Source organism: Bacteroides sp. AR29, assembly GCF_900217715.1.
Classification (GTDB): Bacteria; Bacteroidota; Bacteroidia; order Bacteroidales; family Bacteroidaceae; genus Bacteroides; species Bacteroides uniformis.
This window is the reverse complement of the sequence record NZ_OBMS01000002.1, coordinates 375,626-400,530: the sequence shown is the minus strand read 5'-3', so window position 1 is coordinate 400,530 and position 24,905 is coordinate 375,626. Positions and strand designations below refer to the sequence as shown.

16 protein-coding genes are annotated in these 24,905 nt (G+C 46.4%); 1 reads left to right on the top strand and 15 read right to left on the bottom strand.

Features of this window, described 5'->3' with window-relative positions; genetic code table 11:
* Window positions 1-48: 48 nt before the first annotated feature.
* From CSD97_RS01445 to CSD97_RS01415, 7 genes are all read right to left on the bottom strand, one after another.
* Window positions 49-1,509 (bottom strand): PD40 domain-containing protein, encoded by a 1,461-nt coding sequence (locus tag CSD97_RS01445; RefSeq protein WP_005834841.1) that lies wholly within the window; start codon window positions 1,507-1,509, stop codon window positions 49-51.
* A 10-nt stretch (window positions 1,510-1,519) separates the two neighbouring features.
* On the bottom strand, window positions 1,520-3,286 hold the full coding sequence (locus CSD97_RS01440; protein ID WP_098031868.1) for a DUF6057 family protein: 1,767 nt from the start codon (window positions 3,284-3,286) through the stop codon (window positions 1,520-1,522).
* A gap of 50 nt (window positions 3,287-3,336) precedes the next feature.
* The gene (locus tag CSD97_RS01435) at window positions 3,337-4,812 is read right to left on the bottom strand and encodes a PD40 domain-containing protein (protein WP_098031867.1); all 1,476 of its coding nucleotides are present in this window, start codon (window positions 4,810-4,812) and stop codon (window positions 3,337-3,339) included.
* A 3-nt stretch (window positions 4,813-4,815) separates the two neighbouring features.
* Window positions 4,816-6,267, bottom strand: a complete 1,452-nt coding sequence (locus CSD97_RS01430; RefSeq protein WP_098031866.1) for a DUF6057 family protein — start codon at window positions 6,265-6,267, stop codon at window positions 4,816-4,818.
* On the bottom strand, window positions 6,239-6,853 hold the full coding sequence (locus CSD97_RS01425) for a DUF4369 domain-containing protein (RefSeq protein WP_034532693.1): 615 nt from the start codon (window positions 6,851-6,853) through the stop codon (window positions 6,239-6,241). The genes CSD97_RS01430 and CSD97_RS01425 overlap by 29 nt, the downstream gene beginning before the upstream one ends.
* A gap of 79 nt (window positions 6,854-6,932) precedes the next feature.
* The gene (locus CSD97_RS01420) at window positions 6,933-8,060 is read right to left on the bottom strand and encodes a Rid family hydrolase (RefSeq protein WP_098031865.1); all 1,128 of its coding nucleotides are present in this window, start codon (window positions 8,058-8,060) and stop codon (window positions 6,933-6,935) included.
* Between the two features lie 260 nt (window positions 8,061-8,320).
* The gene (locus CSD97_RS01415) at window positions 8,321-9,646 is read right to left on the bottom strand and encodes a VapE domain-containing protein (protein WP_098031864.1); all 1,326 of its coding nucleotides are present in this window, start codon (window positions 9,644-9,646) and stop codon (window positions 8,321-8,323) included.
* 359 nt (window positions 9,647-10,005) lie between these two features.
* Here CSD97_RS01415 and CSD97_RS01410 point away from each other — a divergent pair, with 359 nt between their 5' ends.
* Window positions 10,006-10,647 (top strand): HU family DNA-binding protein, encoded by a 642-nt coding sequence (locus CSD97_RS01410; RefSeq protein ID WP_098031863.1) that lies wholly within the window; start codon window positions 10,006-10,008, stop codon window positions 10,645-10,647.
* Window positions 10,648-10,968: 321 nt separating this feature from the next.
* Here the strand turns inward: CSD97_RS01410 and CSD97_RS01405 are convergent, their stop codons facing one another.
* The 8 genes from CSD97_RS01405 to CSD97_RS01370 form a co-directional block, all read right to left on the bottom strand.
* The gene (locus CSD97_RS01405) at window positions 10,969-11,691 is read right to left on the bottom strand and encodes a hypothetical protein (protein WP_005825006.1); all 723 of its coding nucleotides are present in this window, start codon (window positions 11,689-11,691) and stop codon (window positions 10,969-10,971) included.
* A gap of 70 nt (window positions 11,692-11,761) precedes the next feature.
* The gene (locus CSD97_RS01400) at window positions 11,762-12,619 is read right to left on the bottom strand and encodes a hypothetical protein (RefSeq protein ID WP_005834823.1); all 858 of its coding nucleotides are present in this window, start codon (window positions 12,617-12,619) and stop codon (window positions 11,762-11,764) included.
* 26 nt (window positions 12,620-12,645) lie between these two features.
* Window positions 12,646-14,415, bottom strand: coding sequence for a RagB/SusD family nutrient uptake outer membrane protein (locus CSD97_RS01395; RefSeq protein WP_057256130.1), 1,770 nt, complete (start codon window positions 14,413-14,415; stop codon window positions 12,646-12,648).
* Between the two features lie 12 nt (window positions 14,416-14,427).
* Window positions 14,428-17,676, bottom strand: a complete 3,249-nt coding sequence (locus tag CSD97_RS01390; protein ID WP_098031862.1) for a TonB-dependent receptor — start codon at window positions 17,674-17,676, stop codon at window positions 14,428-14,430.
* Window positions 17,677-18,081: 405 nt separating this feature from the next.
* Window positions 18,082-19,779: a glycosyl hydrolase gene (locus CSD97_RS01385; RefSeq protein WP_098031861.1), complete on the bottom strand. Its 1,698-nt coding sequence runs from the start codon at window positions 19,777-19,779 to the stop codon at window positions 18,082-18,084.
* 67 nt (window positions 19,780-19,846) lie between these two features.
* Window positions 19,847-21,832 carry a hypothetical protein gene (locus CSD97_RS01380; protein ID WP_098031860.1) on the bottom strand — a complete coding sequence of 662 codons (1,986 nt, stop codon included), beginning with the start codon at window positions 21,830-21,832 and terminating at the stop codon, window positions 19,847-19,849.
* 21 nt (window positions 21,833-21,853) lie between these two features.
* A complete protein-coding gene (locus tag CSD97_RS01375) occupies window positions 21,854-23,155 on the bottom strand; it encodes a glycan-binding surface protein (protein ID WP_005834814.1) in 1,302 nt (433 codons plus the stop codon).
* Window positions 23,156-23,171: 16 nt separating this feature from the next.
* Window positions 23,172-24,893 carry a RagB/SusD family nutrient uptake outer membrane protein gene (locus CSD97_RS01370; RefSeq protein WP_005825019.1) on the bottom strand — a complete coding sequence of 574 codons (1,722 nt, stop codon included), beginning with the start codon at window positions 24,891-24,893 and terminating at the stop codon, window positions 23,172-23,174.
* Window positions 24,894-24,905: the final 12 nt, after the last annotated feature.

Here is a 24,905-nt window from a genome sequence, read left to right as displayed (position 1 = left end):
ACAATTTTATCCCTTTACTGTATTAAAAAGCAGAATATAAAAAACGTATCATCTAACTTTCACCGGAACGCGCTTCCGCGAGACAATTCCCCGTTCCACTTTCCGGCGTTCCAGCTTCACCGGTTCGCTTGTAAAATCGGGAACATTGTACGAGTAGACCAGACGGTCGTAATACTCCCAAGGATTTTCCTGAGGAAGCAGGAAAGGCTTGCCCACCACCCCATTCTCATCCATACTTGCCAGATACAGACGGGTATAAAGCCCATCTCCCCTGCGGCTACTGAACACAAACCATCGGGAGTTACTGCTCCAGTTATGGAAACTTTCCGTATCATCGCTGTTCACCTCCTTTATGGGACGCATACCGCCATCCTTCAAATCCAACAGCCATAAATCGGCTTCTTTATGCCAAATTGAGAAATTCCCGTAATCCGACAAAGTAAACATGATATACTCGCCATCGTACGAGGGTCTCGGGAAGGAGATGCTTTTCTTCATAGCTGCCGCATTGACCAGCGTATCTATCTTTTCGCCAAATGTCCCGTCTTCCGGATTGAAATCTATACTACACAAGCTATAACGTATTTCCTTATATTCCGCCGGTATCGGCTTGGCCTCCGCAGTACAGAAATACAGTTTGCGTCCGTCCGGTGAAAATACTGGAAAGGTTTCGAAGACTTCCTTCTTCTGAAGCAAGGGAGAGAGCAGTAATTCATGTGTCTCGGGATGATAGACCAGTACATCCGATTCCAAGTCGAGCACTTCCACACGCTCATCCTTCACCGCATGGAAAGACTGGCGCGTATTGTTGACAGAATAGGCAATATATTTGCCGTTTGGATGCCAATAAGGGTACACCCCCGCAGAGAGAGTGGAATCCGTTTTCGTATCCAGCATTTCGCGCTTCCCGTCTATCTGCATCAAGGTCCCTCCGTTCTTTCCACGGATATGCAGGCTCAGATGGTCCGGATTTGTTTTGTTGAAAGCATGACAATTCAGGCACATGCCCGGCACCATGGTATTCTCCAGCAAGGGACGCTCCTCGAACGAAGCAAGGTCACGCTCATAAATGCCCATCTTGCTATAAACTTCATATCCGGGAGCCAGCTTGCGGTATACCACCCCATAATCTATAGGATACGGACTGACATACATGGGAAAAGAGCGGTACTGTTTCCACTCGCCGTCTTTCCGGATACATACCGTAAACAGAAGGCTATCACCCTTATTCTCCTCCAAAAGCTCTTGCCATGCATCTTGCGGAAATGATACTATTTTATCATTTACGTGCATCTCTCCGGACTTTCCTCCGGTCACGGTCACATCCACACGTTCGTACGCTCCACCAATACAATTGAAATTCATAGGAGCAATGGTTGCAGGAATAGTCACACCGATATAGTCGGGATAGATATCCGGCCATTCATCCACCCTTTCCGGGGAAGTCACCGGATTGCCGCAAGCGGCAAACCACCATGCAGCCATTATGCAAACAGCTATATTCTTCATCTTTTTCATTTTACTTTCTTAGTAGCAAATAATTCCAGTATGTACTGCCGAAACGCGCCTCCAACATCTGCCGGGCATTCTGCTGCGAGGTATATATCCGCGCAAATTCCGTTACATCCCGCACCACTTGGGGCGAAATGCTCCACGGCATACCCTGGAAGTTCTTGTGCGTCTGTGTCCATACATATATCAACGCCTCTTGATAGCTGCGGGGAATATGGTCGTAGCCGGCATGCTTACCCAGCGGATAGTACTTCATGAAACGTTCCAAATCACGTTGCTGCAGGACATAGGCCAGCATATACTCAAATGCCATCCGGTTCCGGTGGTTGTGCTGGTAAAGCAACCCCAGCATGATGTCCGTTTCCTGGCTGCTGAACAAGAAGTCTTCCGTATAGCGTATCTGCCTCAACCAACCCCACTCCTTGTGGGCATTGATTTTTTCCTCATTATACAGATAGGTCATGGCATCCTCTGCCCAATCCTTGTAGAAGATTGTCTTCCTCAACAAACGCAGGTACTTGGCTGCCACTTCGTATTGCCCGTTTATCAAGTTCGTCTCCGCCAGACGCTTGAAGCAACGGCCACTCTTGTTGAAGTTAGGTATGGCCTCCATCGCCTCAAAAGTGAAACGCTGTGCCGTATTGACCATACCCAAATGATAATATGCCTCACTGGTGGGCAACGGAGAAGTAAAATCACGCTGAAACTCCGGCAGCAGCCCTTCCGTCCCGTTCTGATAAAACTCGAACATACGGTCGCCCATCTGTCCCGTCTTTCCCAAAGCAAGATTCAGGCAGGTCACGCCGAAAGGTGAAACCGGTGACTTCTCTTCTGCCTTTTCTATAATCTCCTGCCATTGTTTATTACGTACCAGCTGGTCATACTCCATCGCTTCCTCTTTATCCATATCGCAACCGGCCACCACGTAGTAATAGCCGAACAATGTTACCGCCACCACTTGCAGAACTCCATAAAATACCGGCTTCTTCTTCAAAGCGGGCAAAGCGGACAGCAGGAAGGGGAGAACAACCAGTAATACGGCAAGCCCTATCTCTATCCAGGGAATCACTGCCGGGAAACGGTAATATCCTATACCGCCCATCAGACGGTAAATGGGGAATTGTACCCACATGCTTGCCAATAGCGGACAACCGATACCCCACAATCCTACACCCCAGAACACTCCGACACCACCCCAGAAATTCTTACCTTTAAGATTCAACCGGAACTCGCGTACAATCACCCAGCCCATAAAGATGAAGTGTGCCGCACCCGCTGTCCAGTAAAGCAGCGGAAGGACTATCAGAATGTATGCCACACGCTGCCACTTCCCTTTCAAATCCGCATACCAGCAGGATGCAGACAATGCTAACAGCAGAGCCACCACCAATGACAGCATCGCATTTTCATCACCCATGAAATGCCACAAGACAATGATGGGCAGAAAACTCAGCGGATAATACACATCAGCCGCACCCTGCTCCTTCGCCAGTTTCCAAACCAACCGTTGCAACAACACGTACAAAAAAGCCAGAATACAAGCTCCCGCCCACACGTGATAATAGAACTGCGTCAGATACTCAGCGATATAATCGGCCAACCCACCGGGAACCACTATCCGTTCCCACCAGTAGTCGGCATCGAACAAGAAAAGCTGGAACTGCTCCTGATAGGAAATATGGGCCGGATATACGCTTCCCCAAAAGAGAAGCACCGCTACGCCAAAAAGTATCGACAACCCTATCTTCCAAGTCTTTTTCAGAAATAAGAACATTTACTATTTACAATTTATTATTTACAATTTGGTACTCTCTGTATGTCTTGTCATTTGAATTCCTCAGCCTTCAGTTGCCGGTTTATCCGCTTGATGGAAGAAGCATCAAAAGGAACGGGAGTAGCCGACAAATCGGGAATATTGTAGGATTTCAATGTCAAATCGTCTTTTTCAGGGTCCGACTGGGGTAGCACAAAAGGCTTATGCGCCTTCCCTTCAGCATCCAGATAGGCAAAATAAACCCGCCCGTACTGCCCGTCACCCCGCTTGCTGGCAAAGGCAAACCAACGGCTGCCTGACGACCAACTGTGATAAGTGTCCGAACGGCTGGAGTTGACCATTGGCAGGGAGTCGATGGCGCCCGTCTGCAAATCCATCAGCTGCAATTCCGTCTCCCGGTGCCAAATGGGGAATGTTCCATAATCAGCAACGGTATAAAGCAGGTAGCGTCCGTCCGGTGAGGCTTTCGGATGACACACGGAGCCTTTCTCCAGCCGGGCATTCCAAAGGGTATCCACGCGGTCACCCCATGCGCCGTGATTGGCATCGAACGCAATGCGGCAAAGCGAATAGCGTAATTGCTGTACGCTGTCCGGCAATGGCACAGTCGGAGCTGAGCAGTAATATATCCATTTCCCATCGGCAGAGAATGTGGGAAAAGTTTCCAATACGGTGGAATCCGCCGTAAGCGGAGATAGAATCATCCGGTTTCCGTCAAAATCGGCGACAGCCAAATCGGAGACGGTATCGTAAACTTCCAGACGGCGGTTACTTTCCGTATGGAACATGGGAATAATCACATTAGACGAGAACACACCATACCGCCCGTCAGGATGGAAATCCCCGTAGACAGCCGCAGATATCATCTGTTCATTCTTCAAGGCAAGCTTACGGAGCTTGCCGTCACGGTTCAGGACAGTCCCCCCTCCCTCACCCCGAAGATGGAACATCGAAAGGTTGCCACTATTTCCTCCGTGCACATGACAGTTCATGCACTTGCCGTCTGTCTGACTGTTATCCGCCAAAATACGCTCTTCGAAATTCTCAATACAACGTTCACGTATCTGCAAGGCATTCCATACCTCATAACCGGGCTCTATCAGACGGTAACTGACATAGGCGTCAAGCTTGTCCGCCACTACCTGCCATGCAAAGGAAGGATAGCGCAGCCAGCGGCCGTCGGTACGGGCAGTAACAACTACTTCCAAAGTATGTTCCTTCTCCGCTTCCAGCAATGCACGCCAAGCTTTCAAGGGGAATATCGCCTTGTTCCCGCGCGCATTTATCTCCAAGCTGTCCGATGCTCCCTTTACACTCACGCACACCGCATCCACCCCTTCATTTCGCACAAGGAAATTCAAAGGAGCCACATTGTAGGGAATGGTTACATCCTGATATTCCGGATAGAGCACCAATAACCGGTCTGCAGGCTGTACAGACTCCGGACGGGGACTGCAAGCATATAGGCAGTAGCACAGTAACAGCCCCACAACAACTTGTATATATTTCATATCTATGTTCATCATAAATCACTTCCCCTTTTTCATCGTAGCATAGTGGAAATAAAACCAATATGTTTTTCCGTATTTGGCTTGCAAAGGGGCACCATTACCATCGTTTGCCTCGTACAGCCGGGTATATTCACTGAATTCATCCAATACTTGAGGCGGTATATTCCATTTTTCCACTTCATCCAACGAAGCCTTTTTCCCGGCAAGATAGATAAGTAAACCTTCGGCATACAATCTGGAAGGAAACTTCTTTGCAGCAAACTCCCGATAATCTCCGGCGAAAGCCCCAATATCCTTATTCAGCAAATCAAAGCAGAGAAGGTAATCGCATGCCAACGTATTATCAGGTTTGTTACGCAACAGATGACGAAGTGAAAGCGGAATGTCGGCAGAAGAGCGCAAAGTATCCGTTGCAGGCAACAACAACCGCTTCCGTTCCAGCCATTGGCAGACTTCGGCCGTCTGTTTTCCGGGAATACGCCGTTCTGCCCAATCACGGTAACACATTGTCTTTTGCAGGAGACGAAGATATTTCATAGCCGCCGCCTCATCACCGTTCACCAGGTTGATTTCCGCCAAACGCTTGACAGCTCTTGCTCCGGTATGATGCGGAGAAAAAATCATTCCCAGAATGGCAGCATGTTCAGCCATCGTCATATCTCCCAACGCAAACCAGACTTCATTGGCTGCATAAATAGTGAGGTAGGTAGAATGGGGAGCCACGGGCAGAAACAGCCCTTGCGAAGCCGGTTGATAACCATCCATCAGCCGGTCGGGAAGTCGGTCCTGCTGTGCATTCAGCAAATTATAATAATAGGCAGTGAACGGAGAGCGGTATTCACCCTCCGCCAACAGTTTCCGTACTTTTTCCGAACGGCCGAAATACATTTCCGAATCCAACTCCAAAAGATATTCTCGCCCTAAATCGGGCATATTGTACCATCGTGACGACCAATCGCCACAGCCAAACAGCCAATAGCCGGACAATACCGCCAATATGCTTACCGGTAAGCCCGACTTCCACGAACGTCGCATGCAGCTACGACACAACAACAAAACACCTCCGATACCGGTTAAAGCGATTGTGCCGGAAAGCGGATAACTCAATCCGCATTGCCTTCCTGCCTCCCAAGCCACCGCCAACACCGTAGGAACCCACGCCCAACGTCCCATGTACGGAACCAACAAACGAAACACCACCACTCCCCAAAGCAACAGCACGACAGCCATTATGGCCGGACCACCCCCTTCGTAATAAAAGAATTGAGTGAGGAAATCTCCTGACAGACGTGCCAGAGCCGCCGGATGCCGCAGATACCCGGCCAATGGTTCGGTGGCAAGCAAAAAGAGCTGTGTCTGCTCCCGATGGAACAGATGATAGGGCAATATCCGGAAGAAAAAAAGGAACAACGCCAAAGCGCCGATTCCTGCCGCTCCCCATTCAATGTATTTCCTTCTGCAAGCTTTCATCCAACAGTTTTTGTTGTTCTTCCGTCAAGGAGCCACGCACCATCTTCCGCATGAATGTTCCCAACGTATTGTTTCCCTGCTCTTTCAGGAAAAGAAAGTTCGTTTCCTGCTCCTGCATCCTCAGACTGTCACGTATCCGTATCAGATGCAGTGAATCTTTTCCGGTGGCATTCCGTAGTCCCGTCCGGATGAAATGGTAAGCCTCTTGCATCTTTTCCCTCCCCTCTTTCCATTTCTGAAGGGCATCATTTTGTGGAGTGCCCGTTACCGAACCGACAGAGTCGGCCTTCACATGTATGGTTCCCGGCTCCGTCACCACCAGCAGTTCCTGGATGTAGATACGCAGCAGATGGCGCAGACGCAACACCCTCATCTCCTCCCCTTGTCCGGAAAAAGAAAAAGAGGCATTGGTTATCTTTACAGAATCCACCCGCCCCGGCGCATTCTCCATCGGCACGAGGTATATCCATTCCCCGTCGTATTTCACCGACGGCAACGTTCCTTCAATCACATAATTCTGTCCGGAATTTCCACAACTTGCCCAAAGAAGGCAACTGATACAGAAAAGCAAGATACGTGTTTTCATCCTTATACATTAGAATTTCAACAAAGGTAGGCGTTTACCAACTGTCAGCCTAATATTCAATTAACCAAAGATAATATTTTTAATCAGAGATTTTCTTCACCGCCATACACTCCATTTCCACCAGCCACCCCGGGCGACAGACGGGAGCCAGCGTAATCACTCTCGGCGTATCGGGAAAACGCTTGTCAAACATCTTTTTCACTACAGCATAATCCGCAATATCACGCAGATAGACAATGATATGCCCTACATCTCCAAAGCCGCAGTCAGCTTCCTTCAGCAGAGCCTCCACATTCTCCCACATCCGTTCTGTCTGATGGCGTACATCTCCGGCATACATCACTTCCCCACGGTTGTTGATACTCGCCGTACCGGAAATGAGTACTTGCCGACGGTCGTCGTAATCCACCGCCGTTCCCCGTTCGAAACTGACTCCATACTCATAAGTGGGGTTCAGGTGTGTGCGGGCATAGAGATATTTGATTTGTCCGGGCTTTAATCCCGCTACAGCAAAAGCGTCAAGCATCACCAATGCTTTCGGATCGGCATGACGCCCACCGATACCGGTACTGGCAATATAGTGCGTGTTCTCCGTCAGGTTCTGGGTGACGAACATCTCATTGCGTGCCTTGACTACACCGGCATAATTGCAATCCACATTCTGCACAAATATCCAGGTACGCAGGCAATTGTCGGCCAGAGTACACCCTTCCTCCATCAGTTGCATGGCATAGTCGTTGAGCAAAAGACGCATCTGGTATTCCGAATTGGCGGCACGATTGAAGCTGCCTCCCATCCAGAGCTGGCGGTAAGCACCGTGTTTCACTTCATACAGTCCGTTCGGCAGCACTCGTGTCTGCACATCGGTCTGCAGATAGGCCCACAAAGCAATCTTGGTGCCATCCAGCGGAGGCTGTTCCACCACAGACAGCGCGCAATCGGAGCTTTCTGCCGTAGCGGCAAGCAACAGTTCCGCTTGGTTGGCGGCATCACTCAGGAAGTATCTTTTAAAAACCGCCACGGCTCCGGACAGTTCTTTTTTCAGTAAAGCGGCATACGCATCCAACACGACATTCATCTGTTCACGATAGGTCTGTTTCGGGTCAGTGGCATGTATCATCACATGGTATTCCGTCACTCCGCCGGTCACAACAAATGCAGCCACTTCCGCCCTGCCTGAAGGATAAGAGTATGATGTGTATTTCATATCATTAACAAGAGATTGTTTCAATCGCAAAGATAAGTTTTTTATCCGACAAGGAGTAGTGAAAATCGCAACTTTCGCTTGTTTTGTTCTTATAAAAAAGTTACTTTTATAGAAATCTATAAAATATACAGTTATTATGAGCGAAAATATTTATCCCATCGGCATCTACAACCTGAATTAATAGGAATCTATGTCAATCCGTAATGAGACTATAAACCGGCTTTCTCTTCCTTCACCCCTTCACCTTTCGCATTATTTCCCTATCGTTCAACCCTTTCCGGTGAAACTTCTTTCTTCCTTCTCACCACCTCATATACATTGCCGTACTTCGTATGCCGGCGTTTCAGTCCCACCCGCAGCAGCACCGAACCGAACTGCATGGGATTGCTGCCACGCATCAAGGCGGGATGCGTTTTTTGTAACTCATCAAAGATGTCGGCGGCAGTCAGGTCGAAGCTCTTCTCTGCCGGAAGCGGGGTACGAAACAAGCTGTGAACCGCCTCCTCCACAAGGCTGACACGATAGAAAGCCTCGTTATGCCATTGCAGTTCCTCCTCCGGCTTGGTGAACCAGTTGCGCCGCCCGGCAATGAGTTCCGCTTTCAGTTGGGCAAAAATCTGGTCGTGCTCTATGCCTATGCAGTCAATATTGTGCTTCACCTCGATGCAGAGGAAGCGCCGGCTCCCGGTGGGGTCGGTCAGCAGGTCGAACCGGTTGCTGGTGCCGATGAACGAGGCGATACGGGGCAGTTGCCTGAAGTTCTGCTGATAGGCCTTGCGGATGTTGAGCACCGACATCTGCATCAGATTTTTCAGTAAGGGCATTTTGTTGTCGGCATACTTGTCGAACTCGTCCATATTGAGCAGCCCCATTTCCGCCAGCATTCTCTCAGCTTGTCCCTGCGAGGTCAGTTTCAGGTTGTCGGCGTAGTAACGCGTCAGCACGTCAGGCATCAAGGCGCGACAAAAGCTGGATTTCCGTCGTCCCTGCTCGCGGCTGACGAGAACGGGAGCCACGCTGTTGGCATGCAGTCCGGACACGCCCATCCATTGCGAGGCAAGTCCCAGCATCCAGGTATGGAATCCCCGCACCCAGTGAGGCCGAGAAGAGACGCGGCAGGCAAGCGCAGTCAGCCGGTCCTTGCCGTCCCAATCGGGCAGTTCGTCCATGTAGAGCAGGAAGGGATGGTAGGCAGGGATGTAAGTGGAATAGACGTATCGGTTCAAGTCCTTGTCCCAGCAAGGAATACCTTCGGCATGGGCTTCGATGCAGAAAGTGTTCAACTCGCGCTTGCCCACGGGGATGAAGGCGGCAGAGCGTTGTCCGGCGGGGCGGAACTCGGTTTCATCCGTCAGCAGATTATAGCGAAAGTCGTAGCGCGAAGTGAGGAACTCCTCGATGTCGCCGCTCAGTGCAGTCACGGTGCTTGCGGCTTTCGCGCTCCGGCGGCGCTGCTCTTCCCGCTCCTTCCAGTTTCGGTCGGTCGTTTCTTTTTGTGCGTGTTTCAGCCTTTCGGAAAAGGCTATCAGTTGTCCCGCTTCCTTCAAGAGCCGGTGTTGCTGCAAAGTCATCAGTTTTTTCTTCATAAATATTTTTTATTAAAATGATTATTGGGAGGTTTCGAGGAAGGGAATCATCCTTTCTTTCCTCTCGCCTCTTCGCCAAAGTTACTGCCTGCCGAGGGCGTTTTGCAAACCATTCTCCGCTTATTCTTCAAAAATCATTCCTGCCGACAAACATACTTATTTATGCTTCGGAACCCTTTATTTTCAGTACCTTTGCACGGTTCTTTATAAGTGAACGCCCCGGGTCGTCCAATCGACTGACTTAGGTCGTTCAATCGAACGACCCGGGTTATTCGTTCGGCCGACCGGAGTCGTTCACTTACAGGAAGACACTTCCGAGGGAAGAAACAAGTATGTTGAACGCACTAAAACCTATTGATATGGCAATACTATATGACTGGTACGAGAATCCGGGCACTAATGAGGAAGCCCCTGAAGAGAGAGGCCTCCATCCCCGCCCGTTGCTCAACGGGAAAGTAACCATGCGGCAGCTCTACAACCGCGTGCATGCCCGCAGCTCGCTCACGGTGGGCGACGTGATGAACGCGATAGACTGCCTGGCGCAAATTTGCGGCGAAGAACTGCGCGACGGCCACGAGGTGCACATCGAAGGGCTGGGCTACTTCGCCCCCACCCTGGAAGCCACACAGAAAGTGACCCGCAGCACCCCGAACAAGCACCTGAAACTCCGGCTGAAAAGCATCAGCTTCCGTCCCGACGTCAGGCTGAAACAAGCGATGACGGGAGTCAGTGCCATCCGCAGTAAATACACCCGCCACTCCCTGAAGCTTTCGGAAGTGGAGATAGACATGAAGCTGAAAGAATACTTTGCCGACCACGACGTGCTGATTCGCAGTGACTTCCAAGCGCTCTGCGGCATGGCGCGCACCACCGCGAACGTCCACCTGAAACGGTTGCAGCAAGAGGGCAAGCTGAAGAATGTGGGGAAGCCCACGCAACCCATCTACCGGGCCATGCCGGGATACTACGGCGTGTCGCGCGATGCAAAGGCGGGGCGATGAGGGTGGAAAGCGGTTTCACCGGGAAAGCCAATGAACAGGAGGATGGGAGAAGGAGGTGAAGGAGATGCAGGGATAAAAAGAAACATTCTGCGCCCTGAAATCAGGGGTAATACAAAAAGGAATGTGAATTGCATCCGGAAAGGCAATAGAGAATGAATGCGAAAAGGCGAATCTCACGACTCGCCTTTTCCTGATTTAACCATTAAACAATTGTACTATTCGGTTAATGCATTTACAATTATCCGATGTTACGGGCGACTAATAAAGTCGGGGGGGTAACGACAACTGCTTTGAGTTGAATAATTCATTTATAGATTATTCTTAAAGTGCCTTTTTAGAAAACACAATGGAGAAGAATGACGCAGGAACTGTGAAAGTCCTACCAGCAGAAAGCGGTTGTCTAACATTTCCATACTCCAAATAAATATAATTTCCATTGGTAGCACTCAAAGATTTTATAGTGTATGTGCCTGGCTTAATGTAAAAGTAATGAGCACCGCCTATATGTCCGGTATAATTAAAGATACCATATTCTTTTTTGTCAGAATCAACCAACACCCCACCGCCGTTTGTCTCTATTCCATACACTTTCATTATATTGTAACCTACTTTGGAAGGAGGAACATTATCATCAGTACCCGATGCTTGAACAATACTTGGAGTAGAGATTGTTCCTATATAATTTAAAGAAATATAGCCACCTCCTGTCACTTCGAAAATTGTACCAACCGTAAGTGCGCCCCAATTAGATTGTGCTGTACAATCCTCTAAAGCGACCACGCGGTAAACGCCATAAGCCAAGAAATAACAATATGGAGCAGCATTTGGGGTAGTAGTTCTCAAAACATACTGTTGACCACTTTCGTCACAAACAGTTATGCTTACGGCTACCGAAGCGTCAGCACCTCCTATCGGAAGTACAACCCGAGCATATCCGGTTGGTGTGGGAGGTACATTACTATCCATTGTATACGGTCCCAAAACATCCGCTTTAACAAAAAGAGCACAGAAGAACAGTAATATCAAAAAGAAAGTTCGTTTCATTGTTGCATTTTTTTAATTAGTAATAAAAGTATACGAGTGGTCGTTACCCACCCGTACCTTTCAATATTAACTATTTTTTCTTGAAGTTCCAGAACCATGCCGTACCCCAAGCGCCAGCACCGGGTTCAGGAGCACAAAGACGAAGTTCATCTTCTGTAATCTTCAAAATATGATACTCATACTGACGTGCATTTCCTTGATTCGGCTGTATACCTAACAATGGAATAGTACCAGAGAACTCCATAGTACCTACATCCCAACCGGATTGCACCACATCTTCTGACACCTTGACAGAACCACTTTCACCACGACTTGTCTGAACACCAGTCAAACTAAGTGAGAACCAACCGTTTAATCCATCATCAGGCAATCCTTTTCCTACAGCTTGTTCATCAATTTGCCCTCTACCGTTTCCGACATCTCCCACAGCATCACAAATCCACCAACCGGGGCCGGTATTGCCGAGATAACCTCCATTACCCCAACAACCGTCTGCAGCTTCTGTATTCCAGACCCAAGTGGTTGTTCCATAACCACCGTCCGGAGTTGTGCCGAATACATCAGCATAAATAGCGGGAAGATCTGTATACTCCGTTACTGCTATTGATTTGGAAGCCGATTTTGTTATGGAGCCGTCCGAATTAATGGTTGTTACATATACTTGCAATTCTTTATTAGGAGGAGCTACTTGAACCGACGGAGCCGTACCTTCTGCCAACTTGATATCAGACGTAGCATCATAAACCTTCACATAACGTGACGGAGTAGGAACAATCTGAATGTTGTTGTTTCCCTGGTTCTTGGCCACAAGTTCAAAAGTAAGATTTTCCGGTGTGACATTGGGATCCGGACTGATTTCATCCACTATCGGATCGCAAGCCACCAGCAGCATTGCAAACAAAGGTATTGCGAATAATATCTTTTTCATATCTTTTTTCATTTTAAATTCATATTCTATTCTTGCCAACCATTATACTCAGCACTTGCATCCGTATAACCTTCATTTTGTTCTACCTTTCCTTCATTCAAGAGGACTTGGTTTTCGGGAATCTTCTGGAAACCTGCCGTAGCCTTATAACGTGCGGCATAACCACCGTTCTGCGCCACATTACGGCTTTCAGCCCCATTTGTATAAACCTTTGCTCCCGTCTGTCTTTCAAGGGCATCGGCAGCAATATGCCAACGGCGAATATCGTTCCAGCGAGTACCTTCAAAACATAGTTCCCAACGGCGTTCATTCTGCAATGCAGCCAACGAATATGTACCAATAGGTTCAAGTCCGGCACGACTACGCACTCTGTTTATACCGGAAACATCTTCCTTCAATTCAGACTGCATCAACAATACATCCGCAAAACGAATCAAAACCAAATCATGAATAGAACCGGTTTGCATCAGATTATCATTAATCCAGCCGTCGGCACCATACATTATCTTCTCAAATACCGGTTCAATCGTTTTATTTCCAGCCGCATCCGTACTATAAGCCATGATAGAACCTATTTTCATCTGATAATAATCCGTTTCTTGGATAAAGCCGTCACCACCACCTTTATTATAACTCGGCATATCCTCCGTCTTGAATACGGAGGCCGGACGACGGGCATCATCTTGTTCTGCCACACTCCAATCATTATAAAGATTGGGAGCTACAGGACCGGCACCCCATCCTTGTCCGAAGGGGAAAGAATTGGCCTGATCATTGCCACGTACACCAAAATGCAGAGCATAACCGTTACCATAACCGATAGTAGTGCTCCAAGATGCAAGTTTATTATATTTAATGGCAAACATGGATTCGGGATTTACCGCTGCATCATCTTCTACCCACTTCAATCCCTGACCGGCAGTAAACGGAAAATCTTCTACCGTACATTTATTGGTATATGCCCACAAATTACGAAACTCAGGAACAAGACTATAACCAGAATTATTCACACAATCATCAATATACCCAACCACATCCTGCTTGGTCAAAGTTGTCCCATCAGGCAAATCAACTGAAGTCAACGGACTATAGTTCGTACTAACCAAATCGTTCAGAGTTTCACCATTGCCATACATACCAGTATAATACAACCAAGCACGTCCTAACATAGCTTCAGCCGTATATTTATCAACATGCCCATCCGACTTGCGAACAGCCGGCATATTTGCAGCCGCATCGCGAAGATCCTGCAGAATCTGCCCCCAGATAACAGCGGCAGTCGGAGGGGTAGTATCTTCGGGCAACAAAGCAGTAATCACCAAAGGTACGCGCCCATACATGGAAGCCAACTCGTAGTAATAAAAAGCACGAAGGAACTTGGCTTCGCCCTCAGCCTGCGCTCTTACTTCCGGATCCATTTCAATACCAGCAAGAGCCTCCAACAACGTATTGGCACGGTTGATTCCTTGATAGCGAGCCACCCAGTAATCCTGCGTAGCATTTGTACCCGTATTACAAATAAGGTCCAAAGATTGCATCAACTTATCATTGGGACCACCACCACCCAACATATCATCGCAAGCCAGCAGAGAATTATACAAGAAAGACTGCTGTGGAAAAGCATTGACATTATTCAGGTTCTGATATATGGCAGCTAAAGCCTGATTGGCATCTTCAGCCGTTTTAGGAAAATTGGTCGTATCTTTTTCCGTCAGACTCATCGAGTCCAAGCTACAAGAAGCAAACATTCCTGCTATCATCAAAGCTGCACCTATTAAATATGCTATTTTTTTCATCGTGTATCAATTTTAGAATTTAACATTAACACCTACCATATAAGTACGAGGTTGAGGATAGTTACCTACATCAACACCGGTTACCCACGGTTCTTTGTCATTGAGGGCTCTACCATTCTCCGGATCCATCCCTTTATAACCGGTAAAAGTAAATAGATTCTGTGCAGCAGCATACACACGAAGTTGCTGGAACGGACAGTTCTTCCAAATTCTCTTGAAATCGTATCCTATAGTCAGATTTTGAATGCGAACATAGTCGGCATCATCAATATAAATATCTGAAATGGCCTGGAAATTCTGTCCACTATTTCCCGGCGCAAGCAGCGGATATCTGTTTGAGGTTCCTTCGCCATGCCAGTAATCGTAAACTTCCGTCGTATAGTTTTCATACTGTCCGTCTGAGAACTTTCGCCAAGAGCGAGCTACCTGTGCACCAAAAGCGCCATAGGTTGTTACAGAGAAATCAAATCCTTTATATTCCGCACTTAGCGTAAGACCCATTGTCACGTCAGGATGAGGATTACCCAAATCAGTCTTATCGTCATCATTAATCACCCCATTTCCATCAACATCCACAAACTTCAAATCGCCCGGTTTAATACTTGCACCTTGCTTAGAGTTTGCCGCATTTCCTTTACAATTCTGGTCAAGATATGCCTGCAAGTCATTCTGGTTCTGAATGACACCATCCGTCTTATAACCATAAAAATAGCCAATAGGATGTCCTTCTTCCATACGGACAAACCGACCCGTACTCTGAGCCAACAAATCATTACCGCCTTCAATAAAATGATTGGCGTTATTAACCTCCGTTACTTCATTTTTATTATAGGCCATATTGACATTCACCCCATACTTGAACTCCTTACCAATCTGATCTCTCCAGCCCATTGAAAGTTCAAGGCCAGTATTCTTTACCGTACCAGCATTTTGATATTGAGTAGCGAAACCGGAAGCCGCATTGGTACCCACTTCCACTAACAAGTCTTTCGTCTGCTTGCTATACCAGTCCATGGTAAAACTCAGACGGTTATCCAAGAAACGGGCATCAATACCGATATTGGTCTGTTCTGAAGTTTCCCATGTCAAATCGGGGTTAGCCAAACGATTCGGGTAAGCTCCGGTTGTACCTCCATTCTTATCCGAGCCAAATGTATAAAGACCATAATCGCCAAACTCGTAACCGGCACGCCAATTTGAATTAGGGATATTGTCATTACCATTCTGTCCCCAACCAGCACGGACTTTCAAGAAACCAAGCCAAGAAGCAGTATTCTTCATAAAAGCCTCGTTTGAAATAACCCAACCGGCAGAGAATGATGGGAAATATCCCCATTGATTGCCTTTCGCAAACTTAGACGAGCCATCGGCACGAATGATAGCAGAAAACATATAAGTTTCCTTAAAGTCATAATTCAAACGTCCAAAATAAGACATCTTAGAACCATAATCCGAGGGATAACCATTTACTGTAGCAGTAGCTTTACGTTCTGTATTATGCAAATAAGCATGTGTAAAGTCACCAAAAGCACTATTATAACCGGTTGCCTCTACTGATTCGCCATAAGTTGGTCTTGATTTAGAATACTCTGTACCAGCCAAAACATCAAAATGATGTAAGTCTGTAATATCAAACCGATAACTCAACGTATTAGTCAAACTCCAGTTCCAACCCAAAGACACGTTATTTATCGTTTGGTCTTTATCACGGCTATCTCCCTGATTATTAATTTGGTAAACGGGAAGATATGAACGCCATGAACTTGACCATTGTTTGTAACTAACCTGACCTTTATAAATAAGATTCTTAAGTGGTTGTACTTCCAGATATGCCGCTGTGTTCAGATTAAAATTCTTATTCTTATTATTCCCAGCCTGATTATATACCATGTGAGCCATCGGATTAGAAGCATATGCAGTATAATCAAGTATACCATTAGCACTCGTTCCAAAATTCTTCAAATCATCATACATGAAGAAATCACCATTTTCATTATATACAGGAATCAGAGGAATAGCACGCAAAGCATTAGAAAGGTCATTCGAATATTGATTACCTAACTGCACACCTTGATTCTGTTTGTGCTGATAATATATATTCTCACCAAACTTTATCACATCCATATCTCCCTTACGATATATCACATGCTCAGAATTAATGCGGAAAGTAAAACGACGATAGTCAGTCTTCACCGGACCACCGAATGCACCATCCTGATACTGATAGCCTATACCTGTCGAAAATTTGGAGAATTCAGAACCACCTGTTACATTCAACGCATGATTAGTAACCACAGCATTTTTATTCCGGAATTCTTTTACCCAATCTGTACCAGGATTGGTACCATTCTGATAAGCAGTCAGCAAATCAGCATCTACGAATTTTGACCAATCATACGGTTGGCCTCCATTATTATAGGCTACTTGATCCATTACCGCCATATATTCTTTGGCATTCAGCATATCAGGCATCTTATATATATTTGCCCAACCTATGTTTCCATCATAAGATACAGAAACCTTTCCTACCTTACCCTGCTTTGTAGTAATAAGGATAACGCCGTTGGCACCGCTCGAACCGTAAATTGCACAAGATGCAGCATCTTTCAACACGTCAATACGTTCAATATCGGCAGGATTCAAGGCGTTAATATCGCCACCGGCTACACCATCAATAACGTAAACTGGAGCTGTATTTCCGTTAGTACCAGCACCACGAATATTAATTTTAAACCCATCACCCGGCTGACCGGAAACGGCCTGAATATTTACACCCGGAGACTGGCTTTGTAAAGCGCCCAATGCCTGCGTAGTATTTAATTTTGCGATGTCTTCGCCTTTTACCTCAACCGTAGCACCTGTCACCAGTTTCTTCTTCTGTACACCGTAACCCACTACGACTACTTCATCCAACAATTCCGTATCTTCCTTTAGCTGAATCTTGAAACTAGTCTGGTTACCTACCACTATTTCTTGCGGCTGATAACCTATAAAAGACACAACAATCGTTGCTCCCGGCTGAACATTCAATGTGAAATTACCGTCAATGTCGGTAATGACACCATTTGTGGTTCCTTTCTCCAATACATTGGCACCGATGACCGGTCCCATTGCATCTGTTACAGTACCTGTGATTTTTTTTGCTTGCTGCACAGCATCTATTGCATCGACCGATGCGGCGAAAAGTTGCGGAGTATAAGTCAGGCTGACAGCCGAACAGATACCCACGAGCAGCGCGGTTCTTCTGAAATTTAAATTCATACTTGTATTTTTCTTAGATTAATGAATTGGTATTGCCTGGCGGCATCTACCGTTTAATATAAGGTTAAACTTCTCTTTTTGAGGAAAAATTAAATATACCTTATTCTATAAAGTGGTTGGTATACATATCACTCCTTTCTCATAGGCATTTTTCATTTCATTAGCGGTTAAACATTATATGATTATTATCAAATTTTAATTAGGCTTGACAAAAGTAGACTTTTAGCAGCAAACCTTATAATACTATTTTATCAAATAACGACACTCATTTAACATCCATTACTATTTTTCCTAAAAAGTATAAAGCATGAATTCTATAACCAACAACTAAAAGCTATAAAAGACAGAAAGGGTTGCCCCGATACTAACCAGAGACAACCCTTTCTATTTTATTATTAAAAATTGCTATTCCATAGAAGGAAGCTCTTCACGGGAAACAACAAATTCCTGGCTCATAGCATCCTTCCACCACGCCTCATCAGCATGGACTGCCGGACTACCATCCTCATTTGTGCCATCATACCACGGCATGAACCAACTCCAACGTGCACCAGATGCCCATTGTTCGGAAATAAGTCCGACTGTGCCACATTCACTCAGCGAAACAATCTTGTTTCCATAATTTCCGGCAATGGAAGTATATTCTGAAACACAATCTGCAGTTTCCTTATTATAAACATCACGTCCCACGATGTCTACATATTGGTCTCCCGGATACCAATCGGAATCATTGCCCTCGGTAGTCCAAACCCAGATAAGATTATCCAATCCTTCAGTCTTGAAGTAGTTGAACATAGCAATCCACAGAGATTTAAAGCTGGCAGCATCCTTACCCCACCAGAACCAGCCACCGGCTGCCTCATGGAATGGGCGCCACAATACCGGAATATCCGCATCTCTCAACAGCTTCAAGTAAGCGGCAGCATTTTTCAAATCTTCGGTAAACACCTTGTTTTCCCAAGTGCCTTCCACCGTGGCATTGGCAGCGTCAAACTCCGTATCTGCCTTATAGAAGGCATAATCCTTATTCGGGTCGAGGGCTGTACCGTTACTTTCAAGATAAACAGCAACTGCCGTATAATCATGTCCGCCAATGATGAGGCCACCTTCTTGCAGGGATTTCAAAATATCCTCGGTAATCACCAATGTATAGTCTCCGGATATGTCAAAATAATCAGTTCCTGAAGCAATCTCGCTCCAACCACTGTTTTTGAACGAACCTTGCGCCCCCTCTGCCACATCTTTCACAGCCACGCGTATCACCTGCCCCACTTGTGCATCGGCAAAGACAGTTTTTGCAGCATCATCCGTCATCTGTACATTTCCACTCCAATCACCCGGCATTACCGTCTCTCCTTCCCATATCCGGGTAGAAGAAGCTTCCCCTACAGCTTTCTTGGGTACATTCCAATGCCACATGGCAGCTACGATGCCACCTTTGTCAGACCAATCCTTAACGGGAGTAATGTCACCGTAATTAATCCAGTCTGCTCCAGCTACAGATGCCGGCAGATGAACATAGTCGAAACAGTTGATAGCCGGATATTTTCCGGTCCATCCGTACACCTTTTCGGACATTTCCGTATTCCAGGCAACATTGGCCATCATAGCTGAAAGCGTCTTCGTCTCGAAGTTATCCAATAGATAATTGTACAGTTTCACAGCTTTGGCCGAACTAGCGGCAACCAGTGCCTTGTCCAAAGCGACAGTAGAGAACTGAACCGATACAGCCGGAGCAGGCATCTGGTTCGGTCCGGTTACTATTCCCTCGGGGATAGAGAGAGAACAAGCCGTCTCTCTCCCGGGAACATTCACTTTTACAGTCAGTATATTGCTTGCGCCAAGTACATCGGCACTTATCAGTTCACCACCGGTAAACTTGATTTCGCTCAGATTGTCTGTTGCAAAGAATATATTCTTGTCATATTTCACCTCAATAGTGATTTCTCCCGTTTTCACTTTGGCTGCTCCACTTTCAGGAGTAGTAGACACCAATACCGGTGCATCCACTGCTGGGATATCATGATCGACATCAGTATCGCAGGAGGCAAAAGTAAAAGCTGCTATCAACGAAAGCATCCATTTTATATTCAGTTTCTTCATCTTAATTATGATTTTATTTCATTCTTAATCAGGGCATCCATAGTCACATTCTTCAAGCCACAATTCATCAATTTACAATCGTTATTTTTGTAAACGTCAAATCACTGCCCTGAATAATGATACCTACATTTGTCTGGTCTTCACAATCTCCTTGTTTAGCTTGAATATTATCAAGTATCTCCTGAGCCAACGTCAACTCCATCACACGGCTCTCGAAACTCCAGCCGTAAATGTCTGTCGGTACCATAGTCGTATCAAACAAAGAGAAAGCTATGCCACTCCAATCGCCATAGTTAAACTGAGCCTGTGCCCAAGTCTGGTCTTTCTGATCAAAATAGACTTTCATGACAGTGCCTGCCGTTACCTTGGCAAAAGATACAGCCGGTACCAACACACGTCCTCCATCACCCCAACTAATATCGAGCGGACCAGCCCAAACTGTTTCTTCATTGGCAACTACAAGAACATCATAAGCAATTTCACCATTTGAAGAAATCAGTTTTAGGCTATAAGTTCCATCCAGCTCAGCCGGTACATTCAACATCAATACCCCTTTAGCTGCATCATTGATATACTGAACAGCAGCCTCATTCAGCAATACATTTGTCAGCTTATCAGCATTAACAATCTCAAGTTCCACAATTCGTCCCCGAACCAATTTGTCAGGCAATGCCGGCAAATAGGCGCATACCGGTTTCTCTATTGTCAGAGACGGTGCTTCCACAAATTCACCATTGGCCATTTTCAAAAGTAAGGCCCCAGTTTCGGCAGTTGTAGGTACAGTCAAAGAAATGGCAGTAGCAGTGGCATCGGATACGGTAACTTCCACATTACCACTGAATACAACAGCCGAAACTACATCCATATTTATTCCTTTGACAGTCAAAGCCTCTCCTGCCGGGACCGTCGCCGCACTATAAGAAATGTTTTCCGGCTTTGCCGTTGCAATAGATACGGCAGTTGCTTTTCCACTATTTGTATTCAATTGCAAATCACCACTAATAGCCGCAGCCGGCATCAAGACCTTTATTTCAGTCGAGTTTTGTGATTCCAATCCTACTGCTTCTTCTACACCAGGGAACGTTACATCAGTCACCAAATCCATATTGGTACCTTTCAAGGTAATCATATCTCCACCACGCAAGTTTACAGCAGGAACAGCCACTACGTTCGAAGGCGTAGCTACTACAACAGTAGCGACCACAACTTTTACATCCGAAGCAGGAAGTACCGTAACTTCTCCGTCCGAGACATTATCCGGCAATGTAAAAGTAAGTTCATCTCCTTCGGAAGAGGCAGTCATCGTAAATTCAACTTCATCCCCATTCGGCATCTGCACTTTCTTCACCAAATCAAAGTTTTCACCAGAAACTCGAATGACATCCCCCGGCTTCTTATCTACCAGGTCGAGTGGAGCCTCTACCGATGGCAAAGTAACCTCCAGTTCCCCTTCAGAATAAATCCAATTGGGGATTTCAGCTCCATCAGACAAGATGAACTTACCGGTCTGAGCAGAATCAGGAACAATAACTTTAATCTCCTGACGGCTTTGACTGACAAACTCATCAGCAGGCACTGTTACCTCGTCAGCAAATATCACTTCTTTAATCAAATTCAAATATTCACCAGTAATGGTCAATTCACTACCAGGCTTTACTTCTGCCGGTGCAAAAGCCTCCAAAGCAATCGGCTCCGTAAATGTCAACTCGGTTTTTGTTGTAATATCCCCTTTCGGAGTCTTCAAGACAACCAACCCCGGCTGGGCTGTCTGAGGTACAGTGACACGGATTTCCGTATCACTGACTACTTCGATGTCTGTTATATCGTCGCAACCGGGAATAGCGACCGCAGTCACTTTATCCATGCCACTGCCTAGGAAACGGAGTACACCGCCGCGGGATACGGGACTCGGTCCGAATACATTCAGACTGATTCCCCCTTTATATTGGTTGGTATCTTCATCATCCCCATTGTCGCAGGCCGTAAACGTCAAGCAACTGAAGAGCATCAGGCACATCATCCACAGTGCCGGAAATTTATATGTTTTATTCATATCAGTATTCTATTTAAAAGGTTATTCAATAGGTACCACACGGATGTTGTCAATCATAATCACCGGATTGCAATCCTTACCTTCCACACCACCTGCCCAGACAAAGAATGTCAATCCGGTCAGCATAGTCTTGTCAAAAGTTCTATCACACTTATTACCTTCATGCGTCTTGTTGAACTCGGACAGATTCATGGAAACGGTTGTCCATTTACCACCCGTATCATACGAACCCGTATTCTTCCAAGGCAACCACAAACCACGCGGCACATTCGTATCACTAAAATAAGCATTAGTTCCCGTCGCATAAGTCACCACATCATTACCCGTAAACATCACTTGTAGAGCGCAAGACTGCCACGGATTGGAAGAAGGAATATTCACCTCGAATTTCAGTTGCAAGCCATTGACGCCATACTCCTCGAGCAGTTCTGCAAACTCAGGACGTGCAGAAAGTTCGGGATAACCGGCAGACGGTTCCGGCCAATAGTTGAACGAGAACTCATCTTCTGCCCAAGTAGCTCCGATAGCACCGTCAAGTGCTCCGGTGAGACAGATATAAGCACCGTCAATACTGTTTTCATCGGCTTCTCTCAACACCTTGCTACCATCGCGCCAACCGTGGGCAATAGCCATACCGCCATGAGAACCGTCCCAGTCAAAGAGAATGTTACGTGTATCATAATAGCGGAACTTGGAACGTCCGGTACCATAAATGGACTTCACGTTGATATAGCCTGCAGGAGCATTGTCCGGAAGAATAAAGCTGACCGCAGTCTTGGTTATGTTCGTAATATTAGTCACTTCCACATTACCGGCCATCGTAATGGTCAGCGGCACATTCGGGTCATCAATGAAATAGTCACCAATCAGTGTCACCTCACTACCCGGCTTTGCAAACTCACAAGAAATGGAGTTCACGGTAGGAGCCGGAACCAACACCTTGAAATCATAATCTATGGTATCCTTTGCTTTGGTCACCATATAAATCTTATCAGTCACTACCGAAGGAATCTCTTTCGGAACATCTACCATAAGTGTATGGTCAGTGATGTAACTGGTATTAAGTATCGCCTTCTGGTCATTGAAATAGAGCTCGTAAACACTCCGCAGATTTTCACCGACCAGACAAATCGTATTCGCCATATAAGCCCCCGTCAGCAAAGAGTCTGCCGCTGCCGGATCAGGGACACGAACATATTTCAAGGTAGGCTTTCCCCCTGCCACTTCATATTTATCCGGTTCATCCTCACAAGCCGCCATGGAAAAGCCTGCTACAACAACAGCTGCCGCGAAGAACCAATTCGTATATCTATTATTTTTCATCTTTTCAAGCATTAAATTAATAACTGAATTCAGAACGTACATCTACGTGTACCGGGTCTTTCATCAAATTAGGATTGAACACCACGTCTTCTGTCGGGAACGGCAATGTAAAGCTGGAGACTGTCACATTCGGCGCCTTTGCATCCGGATTGTAACGGGTCTCGTCCGGATTCACCGTCCAACTGCCGTTTTCATAATAAGCCTTATAAGTAGTACCCAGACTATAATAAACATCACGGCGCTGTGCCTTCAGCTCATTGATAGCACGCTGGGAATCATAATATGCCAAACGTACATAATCATACCAACGGTCGCCTTCGCAAGCCAGTTCCAGCCGGCGTTCCTTCCAGACGTCCTCCCAAGTAATGGAGGTTTTCGGAGTAACTCCCGGAATGGCACGGCCACGTACTGCATTGAAAGCATCCAGTGCACTCTGGTCTGTAGTAGAGGTAGCCAGTCCCATTTTCGCCTCGGCATATACCAGATAGATATCGGACAGGCGCAGGATATGGGTTGCCAGGCCGCTGTACATATTACCAGCCGATACGCCCAAGCCCAATACATGGTCATTATTGTTACCATAGAGATGCTTCACGTGATTGGCACCGGTAGGAGACTGGTAATCGCCATTAGGTCCTCCCTTACCATATTCGGCATCATAAATAAACCGCAGATAATCAAATCCGCCCTTGTCCTGCCAGAAATAATCGTATACATCACCTGCCATCATCATAGTAGCCTTACGACGGGTATCCGTATCCGAACGCGTCTCAGGACTTTCCAAAGCGGAAATTCCAAATGCATCCTGCAAATCAACCGACGGACCTGCATAGCCACCCCAGCAATCACCAAATTCATCGAATCCCACCATTGCCAAGTCCGACTGCAACGTATTCTGCTGTGTCCAGGGGTCACGTCCTGCCGACCAGTGCCAGGAGAAGAGACACTCTTCATTCTTGTTGTTTGCCAAACGGAAAACATCGGAATAGTTAGCCAGCAAGTTACGGCCGGAATTATTAATTACATCCTTGGAATATTCTGCCGCTTTCGCCAAATCATCCGCATTGCGGGTACCGGAAAGGCCACTCTTAGTCAGATACACCTTAGCCAAAAGACCTTCGGCACAATAGCGGTCAATACGTCCCGTTTCACCTCTGGCCGGAAGCAACTCCATAGCTTTCTCCAGAGTCATAATGATATATTCGTACACATCTGCTGCCTCCACTTTGAATTTGGAGTTATAATTACCGGAATTCAATTCGTCCGTATTATCATGGATAATGGGTACTGCGCCAAAACTACGTACCAAATAGAAGTAAGCCATGGCTTTCCATGCCAGACACTCGCCCATACACTGATTTTTCACTGCTTCTGACGCATTTGCCGTCTTCAAACGAGTATATACAGTATTGGCATGGCCAATCACTGCCCATAGAGAATAGGACATGTTCACAAGGTTTTCATCCGTACCATTCACCGTAAAATTCAAGTAAGGGCTGTTTCCCTCGTATACGTTTCCAGACAAGATTTCACCGACTTTAATAAAACCGCGCTGAAAGTCATACCAAGGTGAGTTATAAAGATAATTAACCCCCTGCACACATTGTTCGTCATTCTGATAGAAGTTCGATTCGTTATAATTGTCTTCGGTAGGACGGTTCAGGAAATCCTCGCATGAAACTGTTCCCATACCGAGTACAGCTGCAAACGCCCAATATTTAATATATCTGATTTTCATGTTTTCTTCAAT

Coding starts and splice junctions, on each gene's coding strand:
- CSD97_RS01445 (WP_005834841.1), bottom strand. CDS start 1,509: ATGAAGAATATAGCTGTTTGCATAATGGCTGCATGGTGGTTTGCCGCT.
- CSD97_RS01440 (WP_098031868.1), bottom strand. CDS start 3,286: ATGTTCTTATTTCTGAAAAAGACTTGGAAGATAGGGTTGTCGATACTT.
- CSD97_RS01435 (WP_098031867.1), bottom strand. CDS start 4,812: ATGATGAACATAGATATGAAATATATACAAGTTGTTGTGGGGCTGTTA.
- CSD97_RS01430 (WP_098031866.1), bottom strand. CDS start 6,267: ATGAAAGCTTGCAGAAGGAAATACATTGAATGGGGAGCGGCAGGAATC.
- CSD97_RS01425 (WP_034532693.1), bottom strand. CDS start 6,853: ATGAAAACACGTATCTTGCTTTTCTGTATCAGTTGCCTTCTTTGGGCA.
- CSD97_RS01420 (WP_098031865.1), bottom strand. CDS start 8,060: ATGAAATACACATCATACTCTTATCCTTCAGGCAGGGCGGAAGTGGCT.
- CSD97_RS01415 (WP_098031864.1), bottom strand. CDS start 9,646: ATGAAGAAAAAACTGATGACTTTGCAGCAACACCGGCTCTTGAAGGAA.
- CSD97_RS01410 (WP_098031863.1), top strand. CDS start 10,006: ATGGCAATACTATATGACTGGTACGAGAATCCGGGCACTAATGAGGAA.
- CSD97_RS01405 (WP_005825006.1), bottom strand. CDS start 11,691: ATGAAACGAACTTTCTTTTTGATATTACTGTTCTTCTGTGCTCTTTTT.
- CSD97_RS01400 (WP_005834823.1), bottom strand. CDS start 12,619: ATGAAAAAGATATTATTCGCAATACCTTTGTTTGCAATGCTGCTGGTG.
- CSD97_RS01395 (WP_057256130.1), bottom strand. CDS start 14,415: ATGAAAAAAATAGCATATTTAATAGGTGCAGCTTTGATGATAGCAGGA.
- CSD97_RS01390 (WP_098031862.1), bottom strand. CDS start 17,676: ATGAATTTAAATTTCAGAAGAACCGCGCTGCTCGTGGGTATCTGTTCG.
- CSD97_RS01385 (WP_098031861.1), bottom strand. CDS start 19,779: ATGAAGAAACTGAATATAAAATGGATGCTTTCGTTGATAGCAGCTTTT.
- CSD97_RS01380 (WP_098031860.1), bottom strand. CDS start 21,832: ATGAATAAAACATATAAATTTCCGGCACTGTGGATGATGTGCCTGATG.
- CSD97_RS01375 (WP_005834814.1), bottom strand. CDS start 23,155: ATGAAAAATAATAGATATACGAATTGGTTCTTCGCGGCAGCTGTTGTT.
- CSD97_RS01370 (WP_005825019.1), bottom strand. CDS start 24,893: ATGAAAATCAGATATATTAAATATTGGGCGTTTGCAGCTGTACTCGGT.